A 22,352-nucleotide genomic window follows, 5' to 3' on the forward strand; every position below is an offset into this window, starting at 1 on the left:
TCAGGGTACTTCGTTCGTGCACGAAGTGGTGTGGTCGCGACCCGGGGCGGTGGGCGCAACGGCCTGGAGGCCCGGTGCCGGTCTCGTGGACCGGCACCGGGCCTCCAGGGTGGTGGCGCTGGTGCGTCGACTACGCGCGGTGCGCGGGCGGGTGGCCCGAGTCGTGCGCGTTCGCGTCCGGCTCCACGGGGAGCGCGTGGGTGCCGGTGTGCGTGTCCTCGTGGCCGGCGACCGGGTGGGTGCGCTCGAGCTTCGCGCCCTCCACGTCGACGTCCGGCACGATGCGGTCGAGCCACTTCGGGAACCACCAGGCGCTCTTGCCGAGCAGGTGCATCGCCGACGGGATGAGCAGCATGCGGACGACGAAGGCGTCGATCAGCACACCGAACGCCAGCCCGAAGCCGATCGGCTTGATGGTGGACGAGTCCGAGAAGATGAAGCCCGCGAACACGGAGATCATGATGATCGCCGCCGCCGTGACCACCGCGCGACCCGCGTGCAGACCGCGCTGGACGGCCACCTTCGCACTCGCGCCGTGGGCGTAGGCCTCACGCATGCCGGACACCAGGAACAGCTGGTAGTCCATCGCCAGACCGAACAGGATGCCGATCTCGATGATGGGCAGGAAGCTCAGGATCGGTGCCGGGTCGTGCACACCGAAGACCGAGCCGAGCCAGCCGAACTGGTAGATCGCGGTCAGCCCACCGAACGACGCCAGCACGGACAGGATGAACCCGGCGGTGGCGGTGATCGGCACGAGGAACGACCGGAACACGATGATCAGGATGATCAGCGACAGCCCGACGACCACCACGAGGTAGAGCGGCAGCACGTTCGACAGCTTCTCGGACACGTCGATGTTCGCCGACGCGTTGCCGGCGACGCCGAGGGTGACCTTGCCGTCGTCGGTGGAGACGGTCTGCTCGCGCAGGTCCTTCACGACGTTCTCGGTGGAGACGCTGTCCGGGCCGCCGGCGGGCTTCACCTGGAACGCGACGATGTCGCGGTCCTTCGAGGCGCCGATGGGCAGCACGGCCTTCACGTCGTCGTTCTTCGCGATCGCCTGGCCGATGGTGACCTCGGTCGCGGTGACGTCGCTCTTGCTGATCGACTCCGGCAGGGTCGCCACGACGAGCAGCGGGCCGTTCTGCCCGGCGCCGAACTCCTTCTCGAGCGTCTTGTAGGCCTTGTACTGGCTCGACTCGACGGCCTCGGACGAACCGCTCGGCAGGCCGAGGCGCATCTGGGTCGCGGGCAGGGCGATGGTGCCGAGCACCGCGACGCCGAGGACGAGCGTGATGACCGCGCGCCAGCTCGACATCGGCTTGTTCGGGATCCGCGTGGAGTCGGTGTTGCCGATCTTCGCGCGCTCCTTCTTCCGCAGGATCCGCATGCCGATGAGCGACAGCAGGGCCGGGGTGAAGGACGTCGCGATGAGGATCGCGAAGAGCACCGCGACCGCGCCGACCGTGCCCATCAGGCCGAGGAACGGGATGCCGGTGATGTTCAGCGCGAGCAGCGCGACGATGACCGTCGCACCGGCGAACACCACGGCGTTGCCCGAGGTGCCGTTGGCGAGCCCGATCGACTCGTGCACCTGCATCCCCTGCTTCAGCTGGGTCCGGTGTCGGTTCAGGATGAACAGCGAGTAGTCGATGCCGACCGCCAGGCCCAGCATCACCCCCAGGACCGGCGTGACCGAGATGAACTCGACGACGCTCGAGAACGACAGGGCGGTGAGCGAGGCGACGCCGACGCCGAGCACGGCGCTGACGAGCGGGACCGCGGCGCCGATGACCGTGCGGAGCATCAGGAGCAGCACGATCGCGGCGATGATGACACCGCCGATCTCACCCGGGCCGAGGATCGACGGCACACCCTGTGCGATGTCGTTCGAGACGTACACGTTGACGCCCTGGATGTCCGCCGACTCGGCGTCGTCCGCGATGGCGGTCTTCGTGTCCGCGGGGACCTCGTAGGTCGACGTCGTGAACTGCACGGTGCCGATCGCGGCGCTGCCGTTGTCCGACACGAAGCGGATGTCCTTCGACAGGTCGAGCAGGTCCGAGCCCTGTTCGAGCTCCTGCTCGTTGTCGTCGAGCTTCTGCTTGTTCGTGTCGATCGTCTTCTGGGCGTCGGCGATCTGCTGCTCACCGGCGTCGATCTGGGCCTGCTGGGCGTCGATCTGCGCCTGCGCCTGTTGGAGCTGGGCGGCCGCTGCCTGCGCCTGTGCGGCGGGGACGGCTGCGCCACCGGCTGCCTGCGCCTGGGCCTTCTGCGCGTCGAGCTGCGCCTGGGCGTCCTCGATCTTCTGCTTGCCGGACTCGAGCTGCGCCTTCTGGGCGTCGAGCTGGTCCTGGCCGGTCTCGATCTTCGCGCGACCGGACTCGATCTGGTCACGGCCGTCGACGATCTTCTGCCGCTGGTCGTCGAGCTGGTCCTGGGTGGCGAAACCGCTCGTCGTGCCCTTGACGCCGTCGAGCTTCTCGAGGCTGGTCAGGAAGTCGTCGATCTCGGACTGCTGCGACGACGAGAACGCCTTGCCGTCCTTCGTCTCGAAGACGATCGTGCCGTTGCCACCGTTCGCCGACGGGAACTTGTCGGCGAGCTGGTCCTGCACCTGACTGGTCTTGGTGTTCGGGATCGTGATCGACGACGAGATCGTGCCGGCGAAGAGCGTGTACGTGACGCCCGCGACGGCCATGATCACGACCCAGGTGATGATCACGAGCCAGTGGCGTCGTGCGGAGAACCGTCCGAGACGGTAGAGGAGACCGGCCATGCGGTTGCCTGCGGTCCTTTCGTGTCAGGTGCTGGTGGTGCGGGGTGCGCCGGTGGACCCCTGGGGGATGAGGAGGTGTGGCGGTGTCAGTCGTCGGCCATGTAGCCGCTGCGGACGCTGTGCACGAGTCGTGCGAGCAGGTCGTCCCAGGCGTCGAGCGCCGGCTGGTCGAGCTCGGGGCCGGACGTCGCCAGCCAGTGCTCCGCGATGACGACGATGCCGCTCATGAGCGACTCGACGAGCAGTGCAGCGTCCAGGGGGTCGGCGGCCGGGTAGCGCCGGGCGACCTCGTGGCGGAGCCGTTCGGTCACCCGTGAGAACGCTGTCTGCGTCAGCACCGCGGCCTTCGGGTCGTCCTTGCCGGGGTCGCCGAGGATCCGGTACATGCTGGCGATCGCCGGAGCCAGGTCGGCACCGCGGGCGGCAGACTCGAGCTCGTCGAACATCGACGCCCGGCTGCCGTCGCCCACCGGTGTCCGGGCCATGTCGGCGAGGAACCGGTCGATGATGACGGACAGCTCCTGCTCGCACACGGCCAGCAGGACCTCGTCGAGCGAGGCGAAGTGGTTGAACACGGTGCGCCGGGCGATGTCGGCCCGGGCGGCGAGGTCGTCCACGCTGAAGTCCCGGCCGCCGCGCTCGTCGATCAGGTCGCGAGCGGCCTGCAGGATCGCCGCACGGTGCTTCGCCTTCAGGGCAGCACGGCGGTCGGTCGCGATGGTCACGAGATGGAACACTAGGTGCATCGATGCACTCGGTGCAACTAGGTTGAGTGCATCCCCAGGTTCGTCCCCCGGCGCAGAACGTCTGTGCTGCACCACTGTTCAGTCGGAGGTGCCGGGTGCCAGACTGGCGGGACGAACCGCTGCGTCACCGCCCGCGGATCCGCCACCGTACGAAGGAGTACCGATGCCCGTCCGCCTGTCCCCGGAGACCCTCGACGAGATCGCCGCGAGCGGTGTCGCCGTGCCCACCTACGACCGCGACGGCATCACCGCCGGCATCGTCCACTTCGGCGTCGGCGGGTTCCACCGCGCGCACCAGGCGATGGTGATCGACCGGCTCCTGCAGCGAGGCGAGGCCCGCGAGTACGGCATCTGCGGCGTCGGCGTGCTCGAGCAGGACCGTCGGATGGCGACCGCGATGGCCGAGCAGGGCGGCCTGTACACGCTCGTCCTCAAGCACCCGGACGGCACCCGTGAGTCACGCGTCGTCGGCAGCATCGTCGAGTACCTGCTCGCCGTCGACGACCCGGACGCGGTCGTCGAGAAGATGGCGCACCCGGACACCAGGATCGTCAGCCTGACCATCACCGAGGGCGGCTACAACTTCGACCACGTCACCGGCGAGTTCGTCGCCGACGAGCCCGGCGTCGCGGCCGACCTGCGCGGCGACGGCCCGCCCCGCACGGTGTTCGGCCTGGTGGTCGCGGCACTGCGCCGCCGACGGGACCGCGGCCTCGACCCGTTCACCGTGATGTCCTGCGACAACATCCAGGGCAACGGGCACGTCGCACGGTCGATGTTCACCGCCTACGCCCGGCTGCAGGACCCGGCCTTCGCGGACTGGATGGACGAGCACGTGGCGTTCCCGAACTCGATGGTCGACCGCATCACCCCGGTCACCGCCGACGAGGACCGCGCCTGGGTCCGCGACGAGCTCGGCATCGACGACGCCTGGCCCGTCGTCGCCGAACCGTTCTTCCAGTGGGTGCTCGAGGACGACCACCCCGCCGGCCGTCCGCCCTACGAGGACGCCGACGTCCAGCTCGTCGACGACGTCGAGCCGTACGAACTCATGAAGCTCCGGCTCCTCAACGCCAGCCACCAGGGGCTCTGCTACTTCGGGTACCTGTCGGGGTACCGCTACGCGCACGAGGCCACGCAGGACCCGGCGATCGCGACCTTCCTGCGCCGCTACATGGACGACGAGGGCACGCCGACACTGCACCCGGTGCCCGGCATCGACCTGGAGGACTACAAGTCGACCCTGATCGAGCGCTTCCAGAACCCCGAGGTGCGCGACACCCTCGCCCGGCTCTGCGCCGAGTCGAGCGACCGGATCCCGAAGTGGCTGCTCCCCGTCGTGCGCGAGAACCTGGCGGCCGGCCGACCCGTCACGCTGTCCGCCGGCATCGTCGCGTCCTGGGCCCGCTACGACGAGGGCACCGACGAGTCCGGTGAGCCCATCGAGATCGTCGACCGGCTCGCCGAGCCCCTGCACCGCATCGCCCTGACCCAGCGCGACGACCGCCTCGCCTTCATCGCGAACCGCCAGGTCTTCGGCGACCTGGTCGACGACGAACGGTTCGTCGCCGCGTACCGCGACGCTCTGGACGGGCTCATCGCGGACGGCGCGCACGCCACCGTGGAGCGCCTGTCACGGTCCTGAGACGCGACCGGCCTCCGGACGGGAGGCCCGTGGCGGCGCCGCCACGGGCCTCCCGTCCGCCTGCTGCCCACGTGACGGGCGCGGGACGGCGGTTCGTGTCTGCGCGATGACGGTTCCGGTTCGCGAACCCCGAGGATCGTGAACCAGAACCGTCAGCCGCTCACCGCGCGACGTCGTCCCACGGCACCGGGGTGGTCTCGCCCGTCTCCCAGTCGCGGCGCGGCACGCCGTAGCCGACCGACCCGACGGCCGGGCCGCCGTCGACGGGCCACGCCTCGCGGTAGTGGGCCTCCTGCACCCAACCGGCACGGACGAAGACCCGGCGCATGGCGGTGTTGTCCTCGCGGGTCTGGCCCTCGAAGCGCGTGATCGCCGGCATCGTCGTGAACACGTGGTCGGTCACCGCACGCAGGGCGGGGACGCCGAGGCCCCGACCCCGGAAGCGACCGGCCAGGCGCAGGTCGAACAGGGGGACGGGGTCCGCCAGGTCCTCGAGACGGACCAGTCCGATCCGCCCGTGCTCGTCGTGGTCGAGCCAGGAGGTGTCGTGCTCGTCGTCGCGGTAGGCGCCGGAGTCGACGGCGCTCGCGGCGTCGGCCGCGCTGATGCGGCGTCGGACGTGGAACGGGAACTCCTCGGACGTCAGGAACGCGAGCAACTCCTGGCGGTCGGTGCCGGTGGGGTCCAGGCGGGTGAGGCGGACGGCGGGAGCTGGCATGCCGCTCAGGGTAGTTGCACGGTCGTCGGGCAGGCTCGGGGCGTGCGAGGTGGGACGAGGACGACGGCCGCGGCCCTGACGGCCCTGGTGCTGGTCGGGTTGGTGGGGTGCTCCGGCGGCCCGGGCGGGGCGTCGACCGGGCCGACGTCGTCGGCGTCGGCGTCGGCTTCTGCAACGGCTTCTGGTTCTGGGTCGGCTTCCGAGTCCGTGGCGCCGTCGACCGACCCTGCCACCGCGCGGGCCTTCGCGGCGCTGGAGCGGCGGTACGACGCACGGCTCGGGGTCGCCGCGATCGACACCGGGAGCGGTCGGACGATCGCGCACCGTGCGGGGGAGCGGTTCGCGTTCGCGTCGACGGTCAAGGTGTTCATCGCGGCGGCGGTCCTCGACGCCTCGTCCGACGCCGACCTGGCGACCGTCGTGCACTACGACCGCGGCGACCTGCTCGAGTACGCGCCCGTGACGAGCGAGCACGTCGACACCGGGATGACGGTGCGCGAGCTCATCGACGCGGCGCTCCGCTCCAGCGACAACACCGCGGCGAACCTGCTGGTGGAACGGCTGGGCGGGCCGCGCGCCGTCGAGCGGTGGCTGCGCGGCATCGGGGACCGGACGACGAGGGTCGACCGGGTCGAACCCGACCTGAACCAGGCGATCCCGGGTGACCGGCGGGACACGACGACGCCGGAGCGGTTCGCGGCGGACCTCCGGACCGTGCTGCTCGGGGACGCGCTCGACGCCGCCGACCGGCGGGTGCTCCGTGAGGCGATGCTCGGCAACACGACCGGGGACGCGACGATCCGCGCCGGGGTGGACCCGTCGTGGCGGGTCGCCGACAAGACCGGCACGGCGTCCTACGGGGTGCGGAACGACATCGCGATCGTGACGCCGCCGGGGCGCGACCCCGTCGTGCTCGTGGTGATGACGAGCCGGTCCGATCCCGGTGCGGAGTCGTCGGACGCGCTCGTCGCCGCGGCGACCCGCACCGCGGTGGCCGGGCTGTCCGACTGAGTCGCCCGCGTCGTGGGGCGTCGCGGGCGTCGCGGGACTACCGGAGTGTGGTCGCCCAGCGCCCGATGGTGTCGTACGCGCGTTCCCGCACCTCCGGCGCGGACAGCACCACGTCGTGCAGGGCGCCGGCGAGTCGGCGGACCGTGACCTCCTCGCCGAGGGAGAGCGAGCGGTGCGCCACCGTGTCGACGTTCAGGGCGACGTCGGCCCGCGCCATCCCAGGGTCCCACCGCGGCTGGAGCATGCTCTTGTCGCTCAGCATCACCAGGGTCGGGACCCCGATCCCGAGGCCCTTCTCGACCTGTGCCTGGCCGTCGAACACCGCGGCCAGCCACCCGGGGTGCAGGGGGAAGCCGCGCTCCGGCCGCCACTGCTGCTCGTAGGTCCACGACCCCTCGCCCTCGGCCGAGACGGTGCGGGTGTAGAAGCCGGGGTCGACGGCGGGCATCGGCGCGAGGGGGTTCCGACGGGCACCGAGCTTGATGACCGGTGCGACGATGGCCCGGCCGACCGCGGTGGCCTGGAACTCGAGCCACGGGCTGTTCAGCACGAGGCCGTGCACGAGCTCCGGGTGCCGGGCTGCCCAGAGCGACAGGGTCAGGCCGCCGGTGGAGTGGCCCATCGGGACGAGTCGGCGGCGGTCCGAGCCGGGGTGCTCGGCCGAGATCGCGTCGAGCGCCGCGGCGATGTCCTCGTCGTACACCGCCAGGTCGTCGACCATGCCCGGGGTCTGGTACGGGCGCAGGCTCCGACCGTACTTCCGCAGGTCCAGCGCGTGGAACCGGGCACCGAGCCGCTCGAGGCGCTCGGCGAGCTCCACCTGGAAGAAGTAGTCCGACCAGCCGTGCACGTAGAGCACGTCGACCCCGTGCAGGGGCCCGCGACCGTGCAGCAGCAGGTCCGTCGGGGTGTGCCGGCGGCGGACCAGGGTGGCGACGACGGGTCCCTCGGAGTCGGTGCCGAGCGGCAGTTCGAGCCGCTCGTACGGTGCTCCGAGCACGTCCTCGTGCCACCCCTGGTCCGTCATGCGCCGAGCGTATCCGGCGCTGCTGCGGGCGGTGCTGGTGCGGGGATGTCGCGCGGCACGCCAGATCGTCGCGCTGGCCGTGGCTCGCGGCCTAGCTGCGGGGAGCCCGCACCAGGAACAGCGTGATGGCGCCGAGGACGACCGCGGCGACGATGAGCGCCCAGGCGAGCACGATGACCGGCCCGTCCCAGGGGGTGAAGAGCAGTCCGACCCCGATCACCAGGGCCACGGCGGCGCCGATGAGGGCGAGGCGGTGCGGTCGTACCGGAGCGGTGCGTGTCACGGTTCTCACGGTACGCGCGCCGGGCTGGCAGCGCGACGTCGAGCGGGTACGCCGGTCACACCGTGGTGCGCATCACCCACCGCCACTTGGCGATGCGGCGGTCGCGCACGAACCCGAACTGCGTGAACAGTTCTTCCGGCCCGGTGTGCAGGTAGGCCCCGCGCTGCGGCTTCCGCTCGACCGTCTGCTCCGGGTAGGCCTCGACCGTCCCGCCGCCGGCACGCCGGATCTGGTCGAGTGCGGTCGTGACCGCGGCACGTGCGACCCCCTGACCCCGGTGTCGGGACTCCACGAACACGCAGCCGATCCGCCAGTCCGGCGGCGTCGAGGCGTCGCGGGCGTACGCGCCGGGGTTCAGGATCGTCGGCAGCTCGACCGGCCGCCCGAACTGGCACCAGCCGACCGCCGCGCCGTCGGCGTAGACGAGCACCTGGTGGTTCGTGCCGTTCCGCACGTGGCGGTGCTTCGCCTCCTGGTGGGACACCGTCGGGTCGGGCGTCCCGCGTGGGCCGTCCGGGTGGAAACCGATGCACCAGCACCCGCCCCACACACCGTTGCTGCGGGTCACGAGCGCGGCGAAGTCGGGCCACGTCTCCTCGGTGAGCATCGCCGTCGAGTACTCCATGGGCCGATGATCCTCCGGTCCTGGCGATCCCGCCACCACCGCGACCGTGGTGCTCCGAACGGCGCGCGACCGGTGGTCAGTCCGCGCTGCGCCGGGCGGCGACGAGGCCGGAGACGAGCGCCGCGACGCCGAGCCCGATGCCGACCACGCCGGCGAGTGCACCGAAGAACATCAGCGCCCCGGCACCGATGTTCGCGCCGCCCTCGCCGGAGTCGTTCGCGTTCGCGTACCCACCGACGAACGATGCCAGGAACGCCACGACGAGGAACGCCGTGCAGAGGATGTGCAGCACACGTGGCGCGAGCGGGGTCATGCCCGGATCGTAGCGCGGCGGTGGGGAGCGGATCGCACCGGCACTTTCCCAGCGGACACGACGGTGTTCCGCGGGGAAGTCACGGCGACCGCCCGAGCAGGACTGCGAGCCTCTCCGGACCGCGCCGATGACGGTGCGGTCGAGGGGGAACTGACGACATGACGATGCGACGTGCAGGGGGAGCCGCGCTCGGCTTCGTGGGTGGCAGTGTGCTCGCCGGGTTGCTGGTGAGCGTCGGGGTGACGCCGGTGATCGCGGTCGCCGGCGTCGGCACGACCTCGGCGATCGGGGTGTTCGAGTCACTGCCGGAGGACATCGAGATCGGGCAGCTGCCGCAGCGGAACCAGATCTGGGCGTACCGCGGCGGCGAGCCGGTGCACCTGGCGAACGTGTGGGACCAGGACCGGCAGGAGCTCACGCTCGACCAGATCAGCGACCACCTGGAGCACGCCGCGGTGGACGGCGAGGACAAGCGGTTCTACGAGACCGGCGGTGTCGACGCGACGTCCGTCGTCCGGTCGCTCGTGAGCGTCGCCACGTCCGGGACCGAGGGCGGGTCGGGTGGTTCGACCCTGACGATGCAGCTCGTGCGGAACATCAAGATCCAGCAGGCGAGCGAACTGCCCACGGCCGAGGAGCGCGAGGCCGCGTACGAGGACGCGACCCGGCGGACACCGCAGCGCAAGCTCGCCGAGATGAAGCTCGCCATCAGCCTGGCGAAGCAGTACACGAAGCAGCAGATCCTGGCGGCGTACCTGAACATCGCCTACTTCGGCGACCAGACCTACGGGGTGCAGTCGGCGGCGCAGCACTACTACGGCAAGTCGGCGACCGACCTGACCCCGGCCGAGGCGGCGTCCCTCATCGCGATCGTGCAGTGGCCGGAGCGACGGGACCTGTCGACGCCGGACCACCACCGCGACAACGCCGCGCGGCGGAACGTGATCCTGCGGTCGATGCACGAGCAGGGGCACCTGTCGACCGAGGAGTACCGCACAGCTCGGCTGTCCCGCGTCGCCGACTCCGTCCACCTGACGGCCCCGCAGCAGGGGTGCGAGGCGGTCGAGGTGGGCGCGGAGTTCTTCTGCGACCACGCGGAGACCATCGCCCAGCGGCTCCCGCAGCTCGGCGCGACGAAGCAGCAGCGGGCGGACGCCTGGCGCACCGGCGGGTACCGGATCCAGACCACGCTCGACCTCGACCTGAACGCGGAACAGAAGCGGCTGCTCGACCGGTACGACCCGAAGACCGAGACGCGGCTGGCGCTGGGGGCCACGTTCAACACGGTCGAGGCCGGGACTGGCCGTGTGCTGACGATGGCGCAGAACACCGACCACGACCGGTCGTCCGACGCGCCCCGCACCGCGACCTCGCTGAACTACGCCACCGACCAGGCGGACGGCAGCTCGACGGGCTTCCAGACCGGTTCGACCTACAAGATGTTCACCCTGCTGGCGTGGATCGAGGCCGGCCGCAGTCCGGACACCGTCGTCAACGGCACACCGCACCCGCACAGCGAGTGGACCGCCTGCGGTGGACCCGCCTCGGCGTTCTGGCAGCCGAAGAACGACTCACCCGGGCAGCGTGGTCCGTACTCGGTCCGGTCGGCGACGGCGCAGTCCGTGAACGCCGCGTACCAGTCGATGGCCGAACAGCTCGACCTGTGCGACATCCGCGACGTGGCCGAGCGGCTGGGGGTGCACCTGGCGACCGGTGGCGAGCTGCCCTGGAACCCGGGGTCCCTGCTCGGCACCGAGAGCATCGCCCCGCTCACGATGGCGTCGGCCTACGCCGGCATCGCGAACGGCGGGCGGTTCTGCGCACCCGTCGTGATCGACCAGGTCACTGCACCCGACGGCGAGGAACTCGGCGGACAACCCCGCACGTGCACGCAGGCGGTGTCGCCGCAGACCGCGGCCACCGCGTTCGACGTCATGCAGGGCGCGTTCCGCGGCGGCACGGCGAGCGGCGGGCAGACCCCCGACGGCGCGACCCTGTTCGGCAAGACCGGCACCACGGACGCGGCCGACCAGGTGTGGCTGGTGGGCGGGACCTCGCGTGCCGTCACCGCCTACTGGCAGGGCAACACGGACGGCGCGAAGCACAACCTGCGGTCGTTCTCCAACGGTCAGGGCGGCACCTACGCGGGATCGCGCGCGGCCGTCTGGCGCGACGCGCAGACCGCGGTGAACGCGGCGCTGCCGGCCGGCTGACGGCCCGGAACGCAACCACCAACGGCCTGGAGGCGCGGTGCCAGCTGGCACCGCGCCTCCAGGCCGGTTCTCGGTTGCGTCCTACGACAGCTTCTTGCTGTCCTCGAGCCAGCCCGCGAGCTTGGTCATGTAGTCGGCCTGCGACGCGTAGTCCAGGGCCGGGAACGTCCAGCTGTGGACCTGGCCCGCCTCGAGCGCGGCGTTGTCGGCGAAGGTCGGCTGCTTCTCCAGATCGGCGACCTGGTAGCCCTGCTGCGACAGCAGCAGCACGTCACCGGTGATCTGGCCGGCGTTCTCCCACGAGTAGATGCCCCAGTAGAAGCCCTCGGGCTTCGGGTTGACGAAGTCGACCCCGTACGACGCGTACATCTGCAGCGACGGCTCGTCGGTCGGGCGGGTGACGTACGCGCCGTCACCGTCGGCGTACATCGAGACGACCGACAGGTCCTGCTCCTTCGAGACCTTCTCGAGCTCGTCGGCCGCGGTGTCGAAGCGCTCCTCGGCGGCGTCGACCGTCGACTCCTTCGCGCCGAGGGACTCGGACAGTTCGGCGATCTTCTCGATGACGTCCTCGCCCTTGCCGCCCCACTTCACCTGGACGACCGGCGCGATGGCCTCGATCTGCTTCTCCTGCGCCTTGTCCTTGAAGCCGTAGCCCGGCTGCTTCGTGTCGAGCGTGCCCTTGGCGTCGGTCGGGTAGACCGAGGTGACGACGAGGTCGGGCTTGAGCGCGGCGAGCTGCTCGAGGTCGATGTCGCCGTAGGCAGTGCCGAGCTGCGTGATGCCGTCGGTGTCGAGACCCGTGAACCGGGCGTCCTTCGCCATCGTCAGCTGCCCGAAGGTGCCGACGGGCTTCAGGCCGTACTCGATGAACGACAGGGCGATGTCGTTCAGCACGACGACGCGCTTCGGCGTGTGGTCGACCTTCACGGTGGCGCCCGTGGCGTCCTCGTACGACCATGCCTTCGACGCGGCGGTGCCGCCGTCGGAGTCGTTCGAGTTGCCGGTGCTCGAGCAGCCGGTCAGGAGGAGTGCCGAGACGGTCACGGAGGTCAGGAGGGCGGCGCGCAGGTGGCCACGTCGGGAGGTCTTCACGTTAGGAGAGGCTAACCTAAGTTCGCGGTACTCGCCAGCACGTCTTCGGTTTTCGTCGGGACCGTGCGCTCGGTCGGGGCACTCGGGACCGTGTGCCCCGTCGTGGCACTCGGGACGGGGTCGTGCTCGTCCGCCTCGGGCACGATCATCGGTGCACCGGTCACCGGGTCGGGGAACACCCGGGCGTGCAGACCGAACGCGTGCTCGAGCAGTGCCGGGGTGAGGACGTCGTGGGGTGTGCCGTCGGCCACGACCCCGCCGTCGTGCAGCACCACGAGCCGGTCGGAGTACCGCGCCGCGAGCGACAGGTCGTGCAGCACCATGACGATCGTCGACCCCTGCTCGCGGTTCAGCCGCCGGACGAGCCGCAGGACCTCGAGCTGGTGCGCGAGGTCGAGGTAGGTCGTCGGCTCGTCGAGCAGGAGCGTCTGTGCCTGCTGCGCGACGACCATGGCGATCCAGGCGCGCTGGCGCTGCCCGCCGGACAGGCTCGTGACGTCGCGGTGGGCGACCTCGGTCAGGCCGGTGGCGGCGATGGCCTCTTCGGCGACGGCGGCGTCCTCGGCGGTCCACGGCTTCGCCCACGACTGGTGCGGGTTCCGGCCGCGCATCACCAGGTCGAGCACGCTGGTGCCCGCGGGGGCGACGGGGGACTGCGGCAGGATCGCGAGCTTGCGGGCGACCTGGCGGTTCGGCTCCCTGCGGATCGGGGTGCCGTCGAGCATGACCTCGCCGGCCTGCGGCTTGAGCACGCGGCCGAACGCCTTGAGCAGGGTCGACTTGCCGCAGCCGTTCGCGCCGAGGAACGTCGTGACGGTGCCGCGTTCGATGCGCAGGTCCAGGTCGCGCAGCACGGGCTGGCGGTCGTAGCCGACGGACAGGCCCGTGGCTTCGAGGACGGGGCTGTCGTGCTGGTGCTGGTGTGGTGCTGTCATCGGGACATCTCCTTGCGGTGACGGACGAGGAGCCAGATCAGGTACGGCGCCCCGATCACGGTGGTGATGATGCCGACCGGCACCTGCCACGGGAACGCGGAACGGGACAGCAGGTCGGCGGCGAGCACGAGCACGGCGCCGAGGGCACCGGCGAGCAGCAGCGGCGGCCGGTTCGTGCCGGCGAGCCGGAGCCCGACCTGCGGGACGACGAACGCGACGAAGCCGACCGGTCCCGCGGCTGCCACGGCGGCGGCGGTCAGCACGACCGCGAGCGCGATGACGAGCAGCCGGTGCCGCTGGACGCCGAGTCCGACGCCCGTCGCGACCTCGTCGCCGAGCTGCCCGATGCCGAGGGCCGCACTCGTCGCGAGCGCGATCGGCACCGCGACGACCGCCACCACGAGCAGCGGCCAGACGCTCTCCCACGAGGTGCTCGACAGGCTGCCGACGAGCCACTGGGACGCCGCGGTGGCGACGGTGATCTTCGCGCGGACGAGCAGGTAGCTCGTCACCGCGTCGAGGGTCGCGCTCACGCCGATGCCGACCAGCACGAGCCGGTAGCTCTGCACGCCGCCGCGCCAGCCCAGGCCGTACACCAGGACCGCAGCGACCAGGGCACCGATCGTCGCGGCCACCGGGATCCCGCCACCGAGCACCAGGGACGACACCGAGTACGTCCCGCCGCCGAGGACGATCGCCGCGACCGCACCGACGCTCGCGCCCGCCGTGACACCGATGATGTCCGGGGTGCCGAGGGGGTTGCGGGTGAAGGTCTGGGTGAGCGCGCCGGCGACCCCGAGCGTCAGGCCGACGAGTGCGCCGGTGAGCACGCGGGGCAGGCGCAGGGTGGTGATGATGAAGGCGTCCGGCCCGGACTCCATGCCGAGCAGGGACCGGATGACGACCCCGGGGGCGATCCACGTCGATCCGACCGCTGTCCCGATGACGATGAGCACCAGGACGGTGGCGAGCGACCCGACCGTGTACCAGAACACCCGGGGGCGCCAGGCGAGGCCGACGGGGCCGATGCGGATGCCGGCGCGGCCGGGCGTGCGGGCAGCGGGGGCGTGCGTGCCGGGCGTGGTGGTCTCGGGCGTGGTGGTCTCGGGCGCGCTGCCGGGCGTGCTGCCGGTGCTGCGCACCGCTGCCCCGCTCACAGCGACACCAGCGATCGGCGACGGGCCACGGCGACGAACACGGGGCCACCGATGACGGCGAGCACGATGCCGACCTCGACCTCGGAGAACCCGCCGATCAGGCGACCGATGACGTCGGCGAGCAGCACGAGGGCGGCACCGACCAGACCGGACACCGGCAGTGTCCAGCGGTGTCCGGTGCCGACGAGTGCACGGGCGACGTGCGGCACCGTCAGGCCGACGAAGCCGATCGGGCCGGCAGCAGCGGTCGCCCCGGCGGCGAGCAGCGTGATCCCGCCGAGGCCGACGAGCCGGGCGACGAGCACGTTCTCGCCGAGCCCCTTCGCCAGCTCGGACCCGAGCCCGAGGGCGTCGAGGGCGCGGACGTTCAGCACCGCGAGCACGAGACCGGCGGCCAGGAACGGCCACACCGCCCTGAGGATGTCGAGCTGACGTGCCGCGAGGGACCCGACGACCCAGAGCCGGTACGCGTCGAGCGAGGCCTGGTCGGTCAGCACGACGAAGGAGGTCAGGGCGGCGAGCAGCGCCGAGACCGCGGCCCCGGCGAGGGCGAGCGGCACCGGACTGGCGGTGCCGCTGCCGGCGATGGTGACCGAGAAGACGACGACGCTGGCGACCAGGGCCCCGACCAGGGCGAACCACACGGTCGCGCTCGTGCTCGTCACCCCGAACACGTAGACGCCGAGCACCACCGCGAGTCCCGCACCCGACGAGACCCCGAACAGGCCGGGGTCGGCGAGTGGGTTGCGGGTGTGTCCCTGCATGAGGAGTCCGGCGATGCCGAGGGCTGCCCCGACCGCAGCACCGATGAGCGTGCGCGGGATGCGAGAGCCCCACACGATCGCCTCGTCGGTGCTCGACCCGGAGCGGGTGAGCCCAGCCCACACGTCCGCGACACCGATGCGGTTGCTGCCGAGCAGCATGCTCGCCACGGCGACGAGCACCAGGGCGACGACGAGGCCGATGATGACCGCGGTCCGTCGCCGCATCGCGGTCCGGTGCACACCGAGGGCGCGGGACGCGTCGCCGTCTCGGGCGCTGGACGCGACGGGTTCGGGGGCCTCCGGACCGGAAGCCAGAACGGGATTGGGGGCTGGCACGGAAGTCATCTTAGGTTAGCCTTGCCTCATGGCGAAGACCCCGCGGCTCCTGCCGACGAACCCCCGGCTCTTCCGCGCCCGTGTCCTCCGGACCCAGCGGGTGACCCCCTCGATGCAGCGCGTCACCGTCACCGGGGACGACCTGCACGAGTTCGGCTACCTCGGTTTCGACCACTGGTTCCGCCTGTTCGTCCGACGCCCCGACCAGGACGCCTTCCGGATGCCCGACCTGGACGGCAAGAAGTGGTGGCCGACGTTCCTCGGCATCCCCGAGGACATCCGCCCGCACTGCGCGAACTACACAGTCGCCGCGTACCGCCTGCTCGCCGACGGCGCCGCCGAGCTCGACATCGACTTCGTCGTGCACCTGGACCACCGCGGTCAGCTCGAGGGCCGTGCCGCGATCTGGGCCTGCGCCGCCCGCCCCGGCGAAGAGCTCGCGATGCTCGACCAGGGCTGCATCTTCGACGTCCCCGCCGGCACCAGCGAGGTCGTCGTCGCCGCCGAGGAGACCGGCCTGCCCGGCATCGTCGGCATCGCTGCCTCGTTGCCGCGCGACACCGTCGGCCGCATCATCCAAGAGGTCCCGACCCCCGCCGACATCCGCGACCTCGACGCCCCCACCGGCGTGCAGGTGACCTGGATCGTCCGGCAGCCCGGCGCCGTCCCCGGCAGCGGCGCCCTCGCCGAACTGCAGCGGCACGTGCCGTCCGACGACCAGGGGTACGCGTTCGTCGTGGGGGAGTCGCGACTCGCAACGGAGGGCCGCCGCCACCTGCACCGTGCGGGCCTGCCGAAGTCCCGCATCACGTTCTCCGGGTTCTGGAAGCACGAGACGAAGGTCTCCGTCCCCGCCTGACCCGTGCGCTGCCTGGCAGGTATGCCCGTTCCCGCCAGGTATGCCCGTTCCCGCCAGGTATGCCCGGTTCCGCCAGGTATGCCCGGTTCCGCCAGGTGCGCCCGGTCCTTCCCTTGGCGTGCGCGATGCCTGGTCCTTTCGGGCGTACTGCTCCAGAACTTCCAACCAGGCATGCCCGGTTCCGCCAGGTATGCCCGGTTCGGCCAGGTGCGCCCGGTCCTTCCCTTGGCGTGCGCGCTGCCTGGTGCTTTCGGGCGTATCACCACGGAACTTCTGCCCTGGTACGCCCGGTTCCGGCAGGTACGCCCGGTTCGGCCAGGTACGCCCGTTCCCGCCAGGTACGCCCGGTTCTTCCCCTGGCGCCCGCGATGCCTGGTGCTTTCGGGCATACCGCCACAGAACTGCCGACCAGGTACGCCCGGTTCTGCCAGGTAGGCCCGAAAGCGCCAGCCGCGCCGCGCCCGTGACGCGACCAACGGACGGACGGGAGGCCCGGTGCCAGCTGGCACCGGGCCTCCCGTCCGTGGTGGGGTGGCGTCAGCCCTTGAGGCCCGAGCCCGTCACGCCCTCCACGATCTGCCGCTGGAAGATCAGGTAGAGGATGATCAGCGGCAGCGCCGCGAGGATCGCACCGGCCTGGATGTCGGCGTAGCGCTGCCCGAAGCTGCCCTGGACCGTGGCGAGCCCGACCGGGATCGTCATGAGGTCCGGGTTGGACAGCACGAACAGCGGCAGCAGCAGGTTGTTCCACACCCCGACGAAGGTCAGGATCGTCACGGCCGCGATCACCGGACGCGACAGCGGCAGGATGACCGACCAGTAGACCTTCCAGATGCCGGCGCCGTCGATGCGTGCCGCCTCTTCCAGCTCCTTCGGGATGCCGTCGAAGAACTGCTTGAAGATGAACACCGCGATCACGGCGGGCACCTGCGGGAAGATCACCGACCAGTAGGTGTTGAGCAGGCCGACCGCGTTGAGCTCCTGGAAGATCGGGATGATCAGCACCTGGGTGGGGATCATGATCCCGAGGATGATGAGCAGGAACGCGATGTTGCGGCCGCGGAACACCAGCCGCGACAGCGCGAACGCCGCCATCGACGCGAACAGCACGGTGAGTGCCGCCGTGACGACGCTCGTGATGGCGCTGGCGAGGTACCAGTTCCAGATGTCGCCGGCCTGGAACAGCGACGAGTACGAGTGCAGCGTCGGGTTCCAGTTCGACAGGATCGCGTTCGCGCCGAGTGCGGCGACGCCGTTGTCGGACAGCGACGTCTTCAGGGCGAACACGCTCGGGATGAGCCAGATGATCGCGAAGATCGTCAGGACGATCCCCGACGCGATCGTGAAGCCGCGACCGCTGACGCCGATCTTCGCGGCGCTCGTCGGAGCGGCGGACGAGACGCCGGTGCGGAGCTTGCGGCCGGTGGTGATGCTCTCGGTGGCGGTCATGTCAGGCCCCGATCTCTCGCTTGGCGGCAGCGCGCTCGACGAGCTGCCGGATGACCGCGATCGCCACGATCACGATGAACAGGAGGACCGACGCGGCCGATGCGGCACCGAGCCGGTTGTCGGTGAAGCCGACGCCGGTGATGAGCTGCAGCGAGACCTGGGTCGAGATGCCCGGCCCGCCGTTCGTCATCAGGTAGACCTGGTCGAAGATCTTCAGGCTCGCGATGATCTGCAGCAGGACGACCAGGGTCGTCGTGCGGCCGAGCAGGGGGAGCGTGATCGACTTGATCTGCTGCCAGTTCGACGCACCGTCGACGGCGGCTGCTTCGTACAGTTCGCGCGGGATCTCCTGCAGACCGGCCAGGTACAGCACGAAGTTGAAGCCGAGGGTCCACCACACCGTGGCGATCGCGACACCGATCATCGCCGTGTTCGGGCTCGACAGCATGCCGGAGCCGGGGGTCATGCCGATCGCCGACTGCAGGCTCGCCCACAGACCGGTGCTCGGCGTGAAGATGAACACCCAGATCAGCGAGATCGTCGCCGACGGCAGGATGAACGGCAGGAAGAACGCCAGACGGAAGAACCACTGCCCGCGGTTCATCCGGTTCGTCAGCACGGCGAACACGAACGCCAGGATGACGAGCGGCGGGGTCGTGTACAGCGTGAACTGCAGCGTGTGCCAGAGCGACGACCAGAAGTCGCTGCGCCCGAGCATCTCGGCGTAGTTCGCGAACCCGGCGAAGCTGCCGAGCCCGGTGCGGACGGTCGAGGTGTTGAAGAAGCTCGTGACGATCATCCAGACCGTCGGGCCGAGCAGGAAGGCCACGTAGAACAGGCCGAACGGGGCGAGGAACAGCCAGCCGCTGCGGCCCTGGCCGCGGTTCACGCTGGAGCCGTAGGAGCGGTTCCGGCGGAGACGCGGCGCGGTGGCCGCGTCGGTCGGCCGGTCGAGGACAGGTGCTGTGGTCACGTCATCGTGCCTTTCGCGCGGTGTTCACGGCGATCGCGGGAGTCGTCTGCCCGGCGTGGTCCGGCCGGGTGGTTGCGTGCCGGGTCACAGGGGGCTCGGGGTGTTGAGGTACGTCGCGAGCTGCGACTTGATGGCGCTGAGGGCCTGCGCTGGGGACGAGCTGCCCTGCTGCACGAGGGCGAGCTGGGCGCCCACCGTGCCCTCGAACGTCGAACCCGACCCGCCGTACCAGGCGGCGTCGTCGAACACGGCGGTCTCGGCTGCGGCCGCGTAGTTCGACTGAGGCGTGAGCTTCTTGTACGCCGCGCTGTCGAACGTCGGGATGTAGGCCGGCACGTGCCCGCCCTCGGCCCACGTCAGGCTCTGCTCGAGCATCTGCTTGATGAAGAGCATGTGCTGCTTGCGCTGCTCCGGCGTGCGGTCCTTCTTCGGCAGGACGAACGTGTGCGAGTCCGCCTGGGTCGCGGGCTTGTCGTAGAGCTGGGGGATCGGCGCCATGCCGAAGTTCAGGCCCTTGATCGACTGCGCGGTGCTGATCTCCCACTCGCCCTGCATGAAGAAGCCGGCCTTGCCGTCGAACATGAGCGACTGCGCGGTGGCGTAGTCGAGCGCCTTGTTCAGCCAGCCCTCCTTCACCCACTTCTGGGTGCGGCTCGTGACCTCGTTGTAGGCGTCCTCGTTGACGGTGAGCTTCGACCCGCCGTCGCTGATGAACGGGGTGGCGTCCTTCAGCTGGTTGTACATGGTCCAGAAGAAGCGCCACGGGGTGGCCGTCTCCGGCACGACGTTCGCCACGTTGAGCGCCGTGCCGCCGGTGACCTTGGCGACCGCGGCGAGGGCCTTCTCGAAGTTGTCCATGCCGTTGAGGTCGACGAGGTTGCCGTCGCCGTCGATCAGGCCGGCCTTCTTGCAGACGTCGACGTTGTAGAAGAGGACGAAGGGGTGGGTGTCGAGCGGGACCGCGATGTTGTTGCCGTCGGTCTTCTGCGCCGCCCAGGCCTTCTGGTTGAAGTCGGCGGCGCTCAGGCCGACGCTCGCCAGGTCGTCGGACGTGATCGGGTCGAGCAGGTCACCGTCCCAGAGCGGCTTCGCGCGGGTCAGGTGCGCGACCGCGACGTCCGGCGGCTTGTTCCCGACGGTCGCCAGTGTCAGCTTCGAGTAGTACGGGTTGCCCCACGCGAACGTGGTGCCCTGCAGCGCGCTCGAGCCGCCGTGCTGCTTCGCGTAGCCGTCCTCCATGGCCTGCATGCGGACGCCGTCGCCGCCGCCGAACAGGTTCCAGAAGACGAGGGTCTCGGGGTTGAGTGCGCTACCGGCGAGGCCGGCGGCGAGGGGGCTCGAGCAGGCGGCGAGCGGCAGGACCGTCGCGGCCGCTGCACCGGCGGCGAGGAAGCCCCGGCGCGAGAGGCGCGACGCGGGTGTTGCGGGTGGGATCGGCATGGCATCACTCCATCGGGATGGGCCGGGCTCGGGAACAGGGTCGGTGCTCCCGCCGGAGCATCGCTGCTCCGGACCCGGAGCACTGCTGCTCCGGACACGGAACGACCTTCGGTGCTCCGTGAGCGCTCACATTAGCGCTCGCTCCCGGCATCCGCCACCCCTTTCGCGACGGCGTGGAACCCGGTAGCGTTTCGGTCAGGTGAGCGCTCACTTTCGTGACGGCCCGCTTCGGTTCCCGTCCGTGGCCCCACCCGCTCCCCGCACGAACCGCACTGCCACGATCGAAGGAGATCCATGCCCCGCACACACCTCGTCCTCGACGCCGCGTTCACCGTGGGGCCGGTGCGACGTCGCCTGTTCGGCGGGTTCGTCGAGCACCTCGGCCGCCACGTCTACGACGGCATCCACGAGCCCACCCACGAGACCGCCGACGAGCACGGCTTCCGCAAGGACGTCGTCGAACTCGTCAAGGAACTCGGCGTCTCCGCCATCCGCTACCCCGGTGGCAACTTCGTCTCCGGGTACAAGTGGGAGGACGGCGTCGGCCCCGTCGAGCAGCGCCCCCGCCGCCTCGACCTCGCCTGGCACTCGACCGAGACCAACGAGGTCGGCCTGCACGAGTTCCAGCACTGGCTCGACCAGGTCGGCTCGGAGCTCATGCTCGCCGTGAACCTCGGCACCCGCGGCACGCAGGAGGCCATCGAGCTCCTCGAGTACGCGAACATCGACGCCGGGACCGCACTGTCCGAATACCGTCGTTCGAACGGTCGCCAGGAACCCTTCGCCATCAAGATGTGGTGCCTCGGCAACGAGATGGACGGCCCGTGGCAGCTCGGCCACAAGAACGCCGACGACTACGGCAAGCTCGCCGCCATGACCGCCAAGGCCATGCGGCAGATCCAGCCCGACCTCGAGCTCGTCGCCTGCGGTTCCTCCGGGGCGTCGATGCCGACGTTCGGCGAGTGGGAGCGCACCGTCCTCGAGCACACCTACGACGACGTCGACTACATCTCCGCGCACGCTTACTACGAGGAGGACGACGACCTGCCGTCGTTCCTCGCCTCGGGCGCCAACATGGACCACTTCATCAAGACGGTCACCACGGCCGCCGACCACGTCCAGGCGCAGAAGAAGTCCGACAAGCGCATCGACATCTCGTTCGACGAGTGGAACGTCTGGTCGATCAAGAAGTGGGAAGCGAAGGCCAAGACCTTCACGCTCGACGAGTGGCCCGTCGCCCCGCGTCTGCTCGAGGACGTCTACACCGTCGCCGATGCCGTCGTCGTGGGCGGCCTGCTCATCTCGCTGCTCCGCCACGCCGACCGCGTCGCCTCGGCCTCGCTCGCCCAGCTCGTCAACGTGATCGGCCCGATCATGACCGAGCCCGGTGGCCCGGCCTGGCGCCAGACGACCTTCTTCCCGTTCTCGGTCACCTCGCGCCTGGCGCAGGGCACCTCGCTGCAGGTCAAGGCCTCGGGTGACACGGTCGACGGTGGCAAGCACGGCGAGGTCCCGGTCGTGGACTCCGCCGCCACCGTGTCCGAGGACGGCAAGGCCGCGGTCTTCCTGATCAACCGCCACCCGTCCGAGCCGACCACGGTGACGATCGACCTGGCCGGCATCGGTGCGACCGGTGACGTCCACGCCGAGGGCGTCTGGGACGACGACCTGCACGCCGTGAACGACCTGGAGAACACCTCGCGCGTGGGGCTCCGCACGAACGAGTCGGTCCGCCGCGAGGGCGACACCGTCACGATCGAGCTCCCGCCGGTCTCCTGGACCGCCGTCTCGATCGGCTGACAAGGCGCCTCGGCGCACGCCACGGCGGGCGTCGAGTGAGCACAGAGGACGTCGGGCGCTCGCGCCCGACGTCCTCTGCTCGTTGCGGGGGCCGCCGGTCGACCGGTCCCCCCGGTGTTCCGCGGCGGCTGGACGACCGAGCACGGCTACGAGGCCGGGCTCGAGATCGCCGCACGCCCGG

The 22,352-nt window shown here is 70.7% G+C and carries 19 protein-coding genes; 5 read left to right on the top strand and 14 right to left on the bottom strand.

Annotated elements, in window-relative coordinates:
* Positions 1-130: 130 nt before the first annotated feature.
* Complete coding sequence (locus DEJ04_RS16145) at positions 131-2,782, bottom strand: MMPL family transporter (protein WP_111047734.1); 2,652 nt, start codon at positions 2,780-2,782, stop codon at positions 131-133.
* Between the two features lie 86 nt (positions 2,783-2,868).
* Positions 2,869-3,507: a TetR/AcrR family transcriptional regulator gene (locus tag DEJ04_RS16150; RefSeq protein WP_027466131.1), complete on the bottom strand. Its 639-nt coding sequence runs from the start codon at positions 3,505-3,507 to the stop codon at positions 2,869-2,871.
* A gap of 184 nt (positions 3,508-3,691) precedes the next feature.
* Between DEJ04_RS16150 and DEJ04_RS16155 the strand changes: the two genes are divergently transcribed.
* Positions 3,692-5,173 carry a mannitol dehydrogenase family protein gene (locus DEJ04_RS16155; protein ID WP_111047735.1) on the top strand — a complete coding sequence of 494 codons (1,482 nt, stop codon included), beginning with the start codon at positions 3,692-3,694 and terminating at the stop codon, positions 5,171-5,173.
* Positions 5,174-5,333: 160 nt separating this feature from the next.
* Here the strand turns inward: DEJ04_RS16155 and DEJ04_RS16160 are convergent, their stop codons facing one another.
* Complete coding sequence (locus tag DEJ04_RS16160; RefSeq protein ID WP_111047736.1) at positions 5,334-5,891, bottom strand: GNAT family N-acetyltransferase; 558 nt, start codon at positions 5,889-5,891, stop codon at positions 5,334-5,336.
* Positions 5,892-5,993: 102 nt separating this feature from the next.
* Here DEJ04_RS16160 and bla point away from each other — a divergent pair, with 102 nt between their 5' ends.
* Positions 5,994-6,902: a class A beta-lactamase gene (gene bla / locus DEJ04_RS16165; RefSeq protein WP_375334741.1), complete on the top strand. Its 909-nt coding sequence runs from the start codon at positions 5,994-5,996 to the stop codon at positions 6,900-6,902.
* 37 nt (positions 6,903-6,939) lie between these two features.
* Here bla and DEJ04_RS16170 read toward each other — a convergent pair whose 3' ends face one another.
* The 4 genes from DEJ04_RS16170 to DEJ04_RS16185 form a co-directional block, all read right to left on the bottom strand.
* The gene (locus DEJ04_RS16170; protein WP_111047738.1) at positions 6,940-7,929 is read right to left on the bottom strand and encodes an alpha/beta hydrolase; all 990 of its coding nucleotides are present in this window, start codon (positions 7,927-7,929) and stop codon (positions 6,940-6,942) included.
* Between the two features lie 91 nt (positions 7,930-8,020).
* On the bottom strand, positions 8,021-8,212 hold the full coding sequence (locus tag DEJ04_RS16175) for a hypothetical protein (RefSeq protein WP_111023553.1): 192 nt from the start codon (positions 8,210-8,212) through the stop codon (positions 8,021-8,023).
* A gap of 55 nt (positions 8,213-8,267) precedes the next feature.
* Positions 8,268-8,837, bottom strand: a complete 570-nt coding sequence (locus DEJ04_RS16180) for a GNAT family N-acetyltransferase (protein ID WP_220035579.1) — start codon at positions 8,835-8,837, stop codon at positions 8,268-8,270.
* A 76-nt stretch (positions 8,838-8,913) separates the two neighbouring features.
* Entirely contained in the window at positions 8,914-9,150 is a 237-nt protein-coding gene (locus DEJ04_RS16185; RefSeq protein ID WP_111047739.1) for a hypothetical protein, read from the bottom strand.
* 158 nt (positions 9,151-9,308) lie between these two features.
* Between DEJ04_RS16185 and DEJ04_RS16190 the strand changes: the two genes are divergently transcribed.
* A complete protein-coding gene (locus tag DEJ04_RS16190) occupies positions 9,309-11,363 on the top strand; it encodes a transglycosylase domain-containing protein (protein ID WP_258371405.1) in 2,055 nt (684 codons plus the stop codon).
* An 81-nt stretch (positions 11,364-11,444) separates the two neighbouring features.
* Here the strand turns inward: DEJ04_RS16190 and DEJ04_RS16195 are convergent, their stop codons facing one another.
* The 4 genes from DEJ04_RS16195 to DEJ04_RS16210 are packed head-to-tail and all read right to left on the bottom strand — an operon-like array spanning position 11,445 to position 15,650.
* Positions 11,445-12,458 (bottom strand): ABC transporter substrate-binding protein, encoded by a 1,014-nt coding sequence (locus DEJ04_RS16195; RefSeq protein WP_111047740.1) that lies wholly within the window; start codon positions 12,456-12,458, stop codon positions 11,445-11,447.
* Between the two features lie 11 nt (positions 12,459-12,469).
* Complete coding sequence (locus DEJ04_RS16200; protein ID WP_111047741.1) at positions 12,470-13,393, bottom strand: ABC transporter ATP-binding protein; 924 nt, start codon at positions 13,391-13,393, stop codon at positions 12,470-12,472.
* Positions 13,390-14,550, bottom strand: a complete 1,161-nt coding sequence (locus DEJ04_RS16205; protein ID WP_258371406.1) for an iron chelate uptake ABC transporter family permease subunit — start codon at positions 14,548-14,550, stop codon at positions 13,390-13,392. Before DEJ04_RS16205 ends, DEJ04_RS16200 begins: the two co-directional genes overlap by 4 nt.
* Positions 14,547-15,650: an iron ABC transporter permease gene (locus DEJ04_RS16210; RefSeq protein ID WP_258371407.1), complete on the bottom strand. Its 1,104-nt coding sequence runs from the start codon at positions 15,648-15,650 to the stop codon at positions 14,547-14,549. The genes DEJ04_RS16205 and DEJ04_RS16210 overlap by 4 nt, the downstream gene beginning before the upstream one ends.
* A 28-nt stretch (positions 15,651-15,678) precedes the next feature.
* Here DEJ04_RS16210 and DEJ04_RS16215 point away from each other — a divergent pair, with 28 nt between their 5' ends.
* Positions 15,679-16,509 (top strand): siderophore-interacting protein, encoded by an 831-nt coding sequence (locus tag DEJ04_RS16215; protein ID WP_111047742.1) that lies wholly within the window; start codon positions 15,679-15,681, stop codon positions 16,507-16,509.
* Positions 16,510-17,046: 537 nt separating this feature from the next.
* Here the strand turns inward: DEJ04_RS16215 and DEJ04_RS16220 are convergent.
* The 3 genes from DEJ04_RS16220 to DEJ04_RS16230 all read right to left on the bottom strand — a co-directional run bounded on the left by DEJ04_RS16220 (position 17,047) and on the right by DEJ04_RS16230 (position 20,371).
* Complete coding sequence (locus DEJ04_RS16220; RefSeq protein ID WP_027466145.1) at positions 17,047-17,958, bottom strand: carbohydrate ABC transporter permease; 912 nt, start codon at positions 17,956-17,958, stop codon at positions 17,047-17,049.
* Position 17,959: 1 nt separating this feature from the next.
* Positions 17,960-18,931, bottom strand: a complete 972-nt coding sequence (locus tag DEJ04_RS16225) for a carbohydrate ABC transporter permease (protein WP_027466146.1) — start codon at positions 18,929-18,931, stop codon at positions 17,960-17,962.
* An 84-nt stretch (positions 18,932-19,015) separates the two neighbouring features.
* Positions 19,016-20,371: an extracellular solute-binding protein gene (locus tag DEJ04_RS16230; protein ID WP_111023535.1), complete on the bottom strand. Its 1,356-nt coding sequence runs from the start codon at positions 20,369-20,371 to the stop codon at positions 19,016-19,018.
* A gap of 294 nt (positions 20,372-20,665) precedes the next feature.
* On the opposite strand from DEJ04_RS16230, the gene DEJ04_RS16235 reads away from it, so the two are divergent.
* Positions 20,666-22,171 carry an alpha-N-arabinofuranosidase gene (locus DEJ04_RS16235; protein ID WP_110865198.1) on the top strand — a complete coding sequence of 502 codons (1,506 nt, stop codon included), beginning with the start codon at positions 20,666-20,668 and terminating at the stop codon, positions 22,169-22,171.
* Positions 22,172-22,352 lie beyond the last annotated feature (181 nt).

This window comes from Curtobacterium sp. MCLR17_044 (assembly GCF_003234435.1).
Classification (GTDB): domain Bacteria; phylum Actinomycetota; class Actinomycetes; order Actinomycetales; family Microbacteriaceae; genus Curtobacterium; species Curtobacterium flaccumfaciens.

Excerpts from the sequence above, each read along its gene's own strand:
- DEJ04_RS16180 (WP_220035579.1), bottom strand. The coding sequence starts at position 8,837 with ATGGAGTACTCGACGGCGATGCTCACCGAGGAGACGTGGCCCGACTTC.
- DEJ04_RS16170 (WP_111047738.1), bottom strand. The coding sequence starts at position 7,929 with ATGACGGACCAGGGGTGGCACGAGGACGTGCTCGGAGCACCGTACGAG.
- DEJ04_RS16145 (WP_111047734.1), bottom strand. The coding sequence starts at position 2,782 with ATGGCCGGTCTCCTCTACCGTCTCGGACGGTTCTCCGCACGACGCCAC.
- DEJ04_RS16185 (WP_111047739.1), bottom strand. The coding sequence starts at position 9,150 with ATGACCCCGCTCGCGCCACGTGTGCTGCACATCCTCTGCACGGCGTTC.
- DEJ04_RS16235 (WP_110865198.1), top strand. The coding sequence starts at position 20,666 with ATGCCCCGCACACACCTCGTCCTCGACGCCGCGTTCACCGTGGGGCCG.
- DEJ04_RS16215 (WP_111047742.1), top strand. The coding sequence starts at position 15,679 with ATGGCGAAGACCCCGCGGCTCCTGCCGACGAACCCCCGGCTCTTCCGC.
- DEJ04_RS16155 (WP_111047735.1), top strand. The coding sequence starts at position 3,692 with ATGCCCGTCCGCCTGTCCCCGGAGACCCTCGACGAGATCGCCGCGAGC.
- DEJ04_RS16220 (WP_027466145.1), bottom strand. The coding sequence starts at position 17,958 with ATGACCGCCACCGAGAGCATCACCACCGGCCGCAAGCTCCGCACCGGC.
- DEJ04_RS16230 (WP_111023535.1), bottom strand. The coding sequence starts at position 20,371 with ATGCCGATCCCACCCGCAACACCCGCGTCGCGCCTCTCGCGCCGGGGC.
- DEJ04_RS16200 (WP_111047741.1), bottom strand. The coding sequence starts at position 13,393 with ATGACAGCACCACACCAGCACCAGCACGACAGCCCCGTCCTCGAAGCC.
- DEJ04_RS16160 (WP_111047736.1), bottom strand. The coding sequence starts at position 5,891 with ATGCCAGCTCCCGCCGTCCGCCTCACCCGCCTGGACCCCACCGGCACC.
- DEJ04_RS16190 (WP_258371405.1), top strand. The coding sequence starts at position 9,309 with ATGACGATGCGACGTGCAGGGGGAGCCGCGCTCGGCTTCGTGGGTGGC.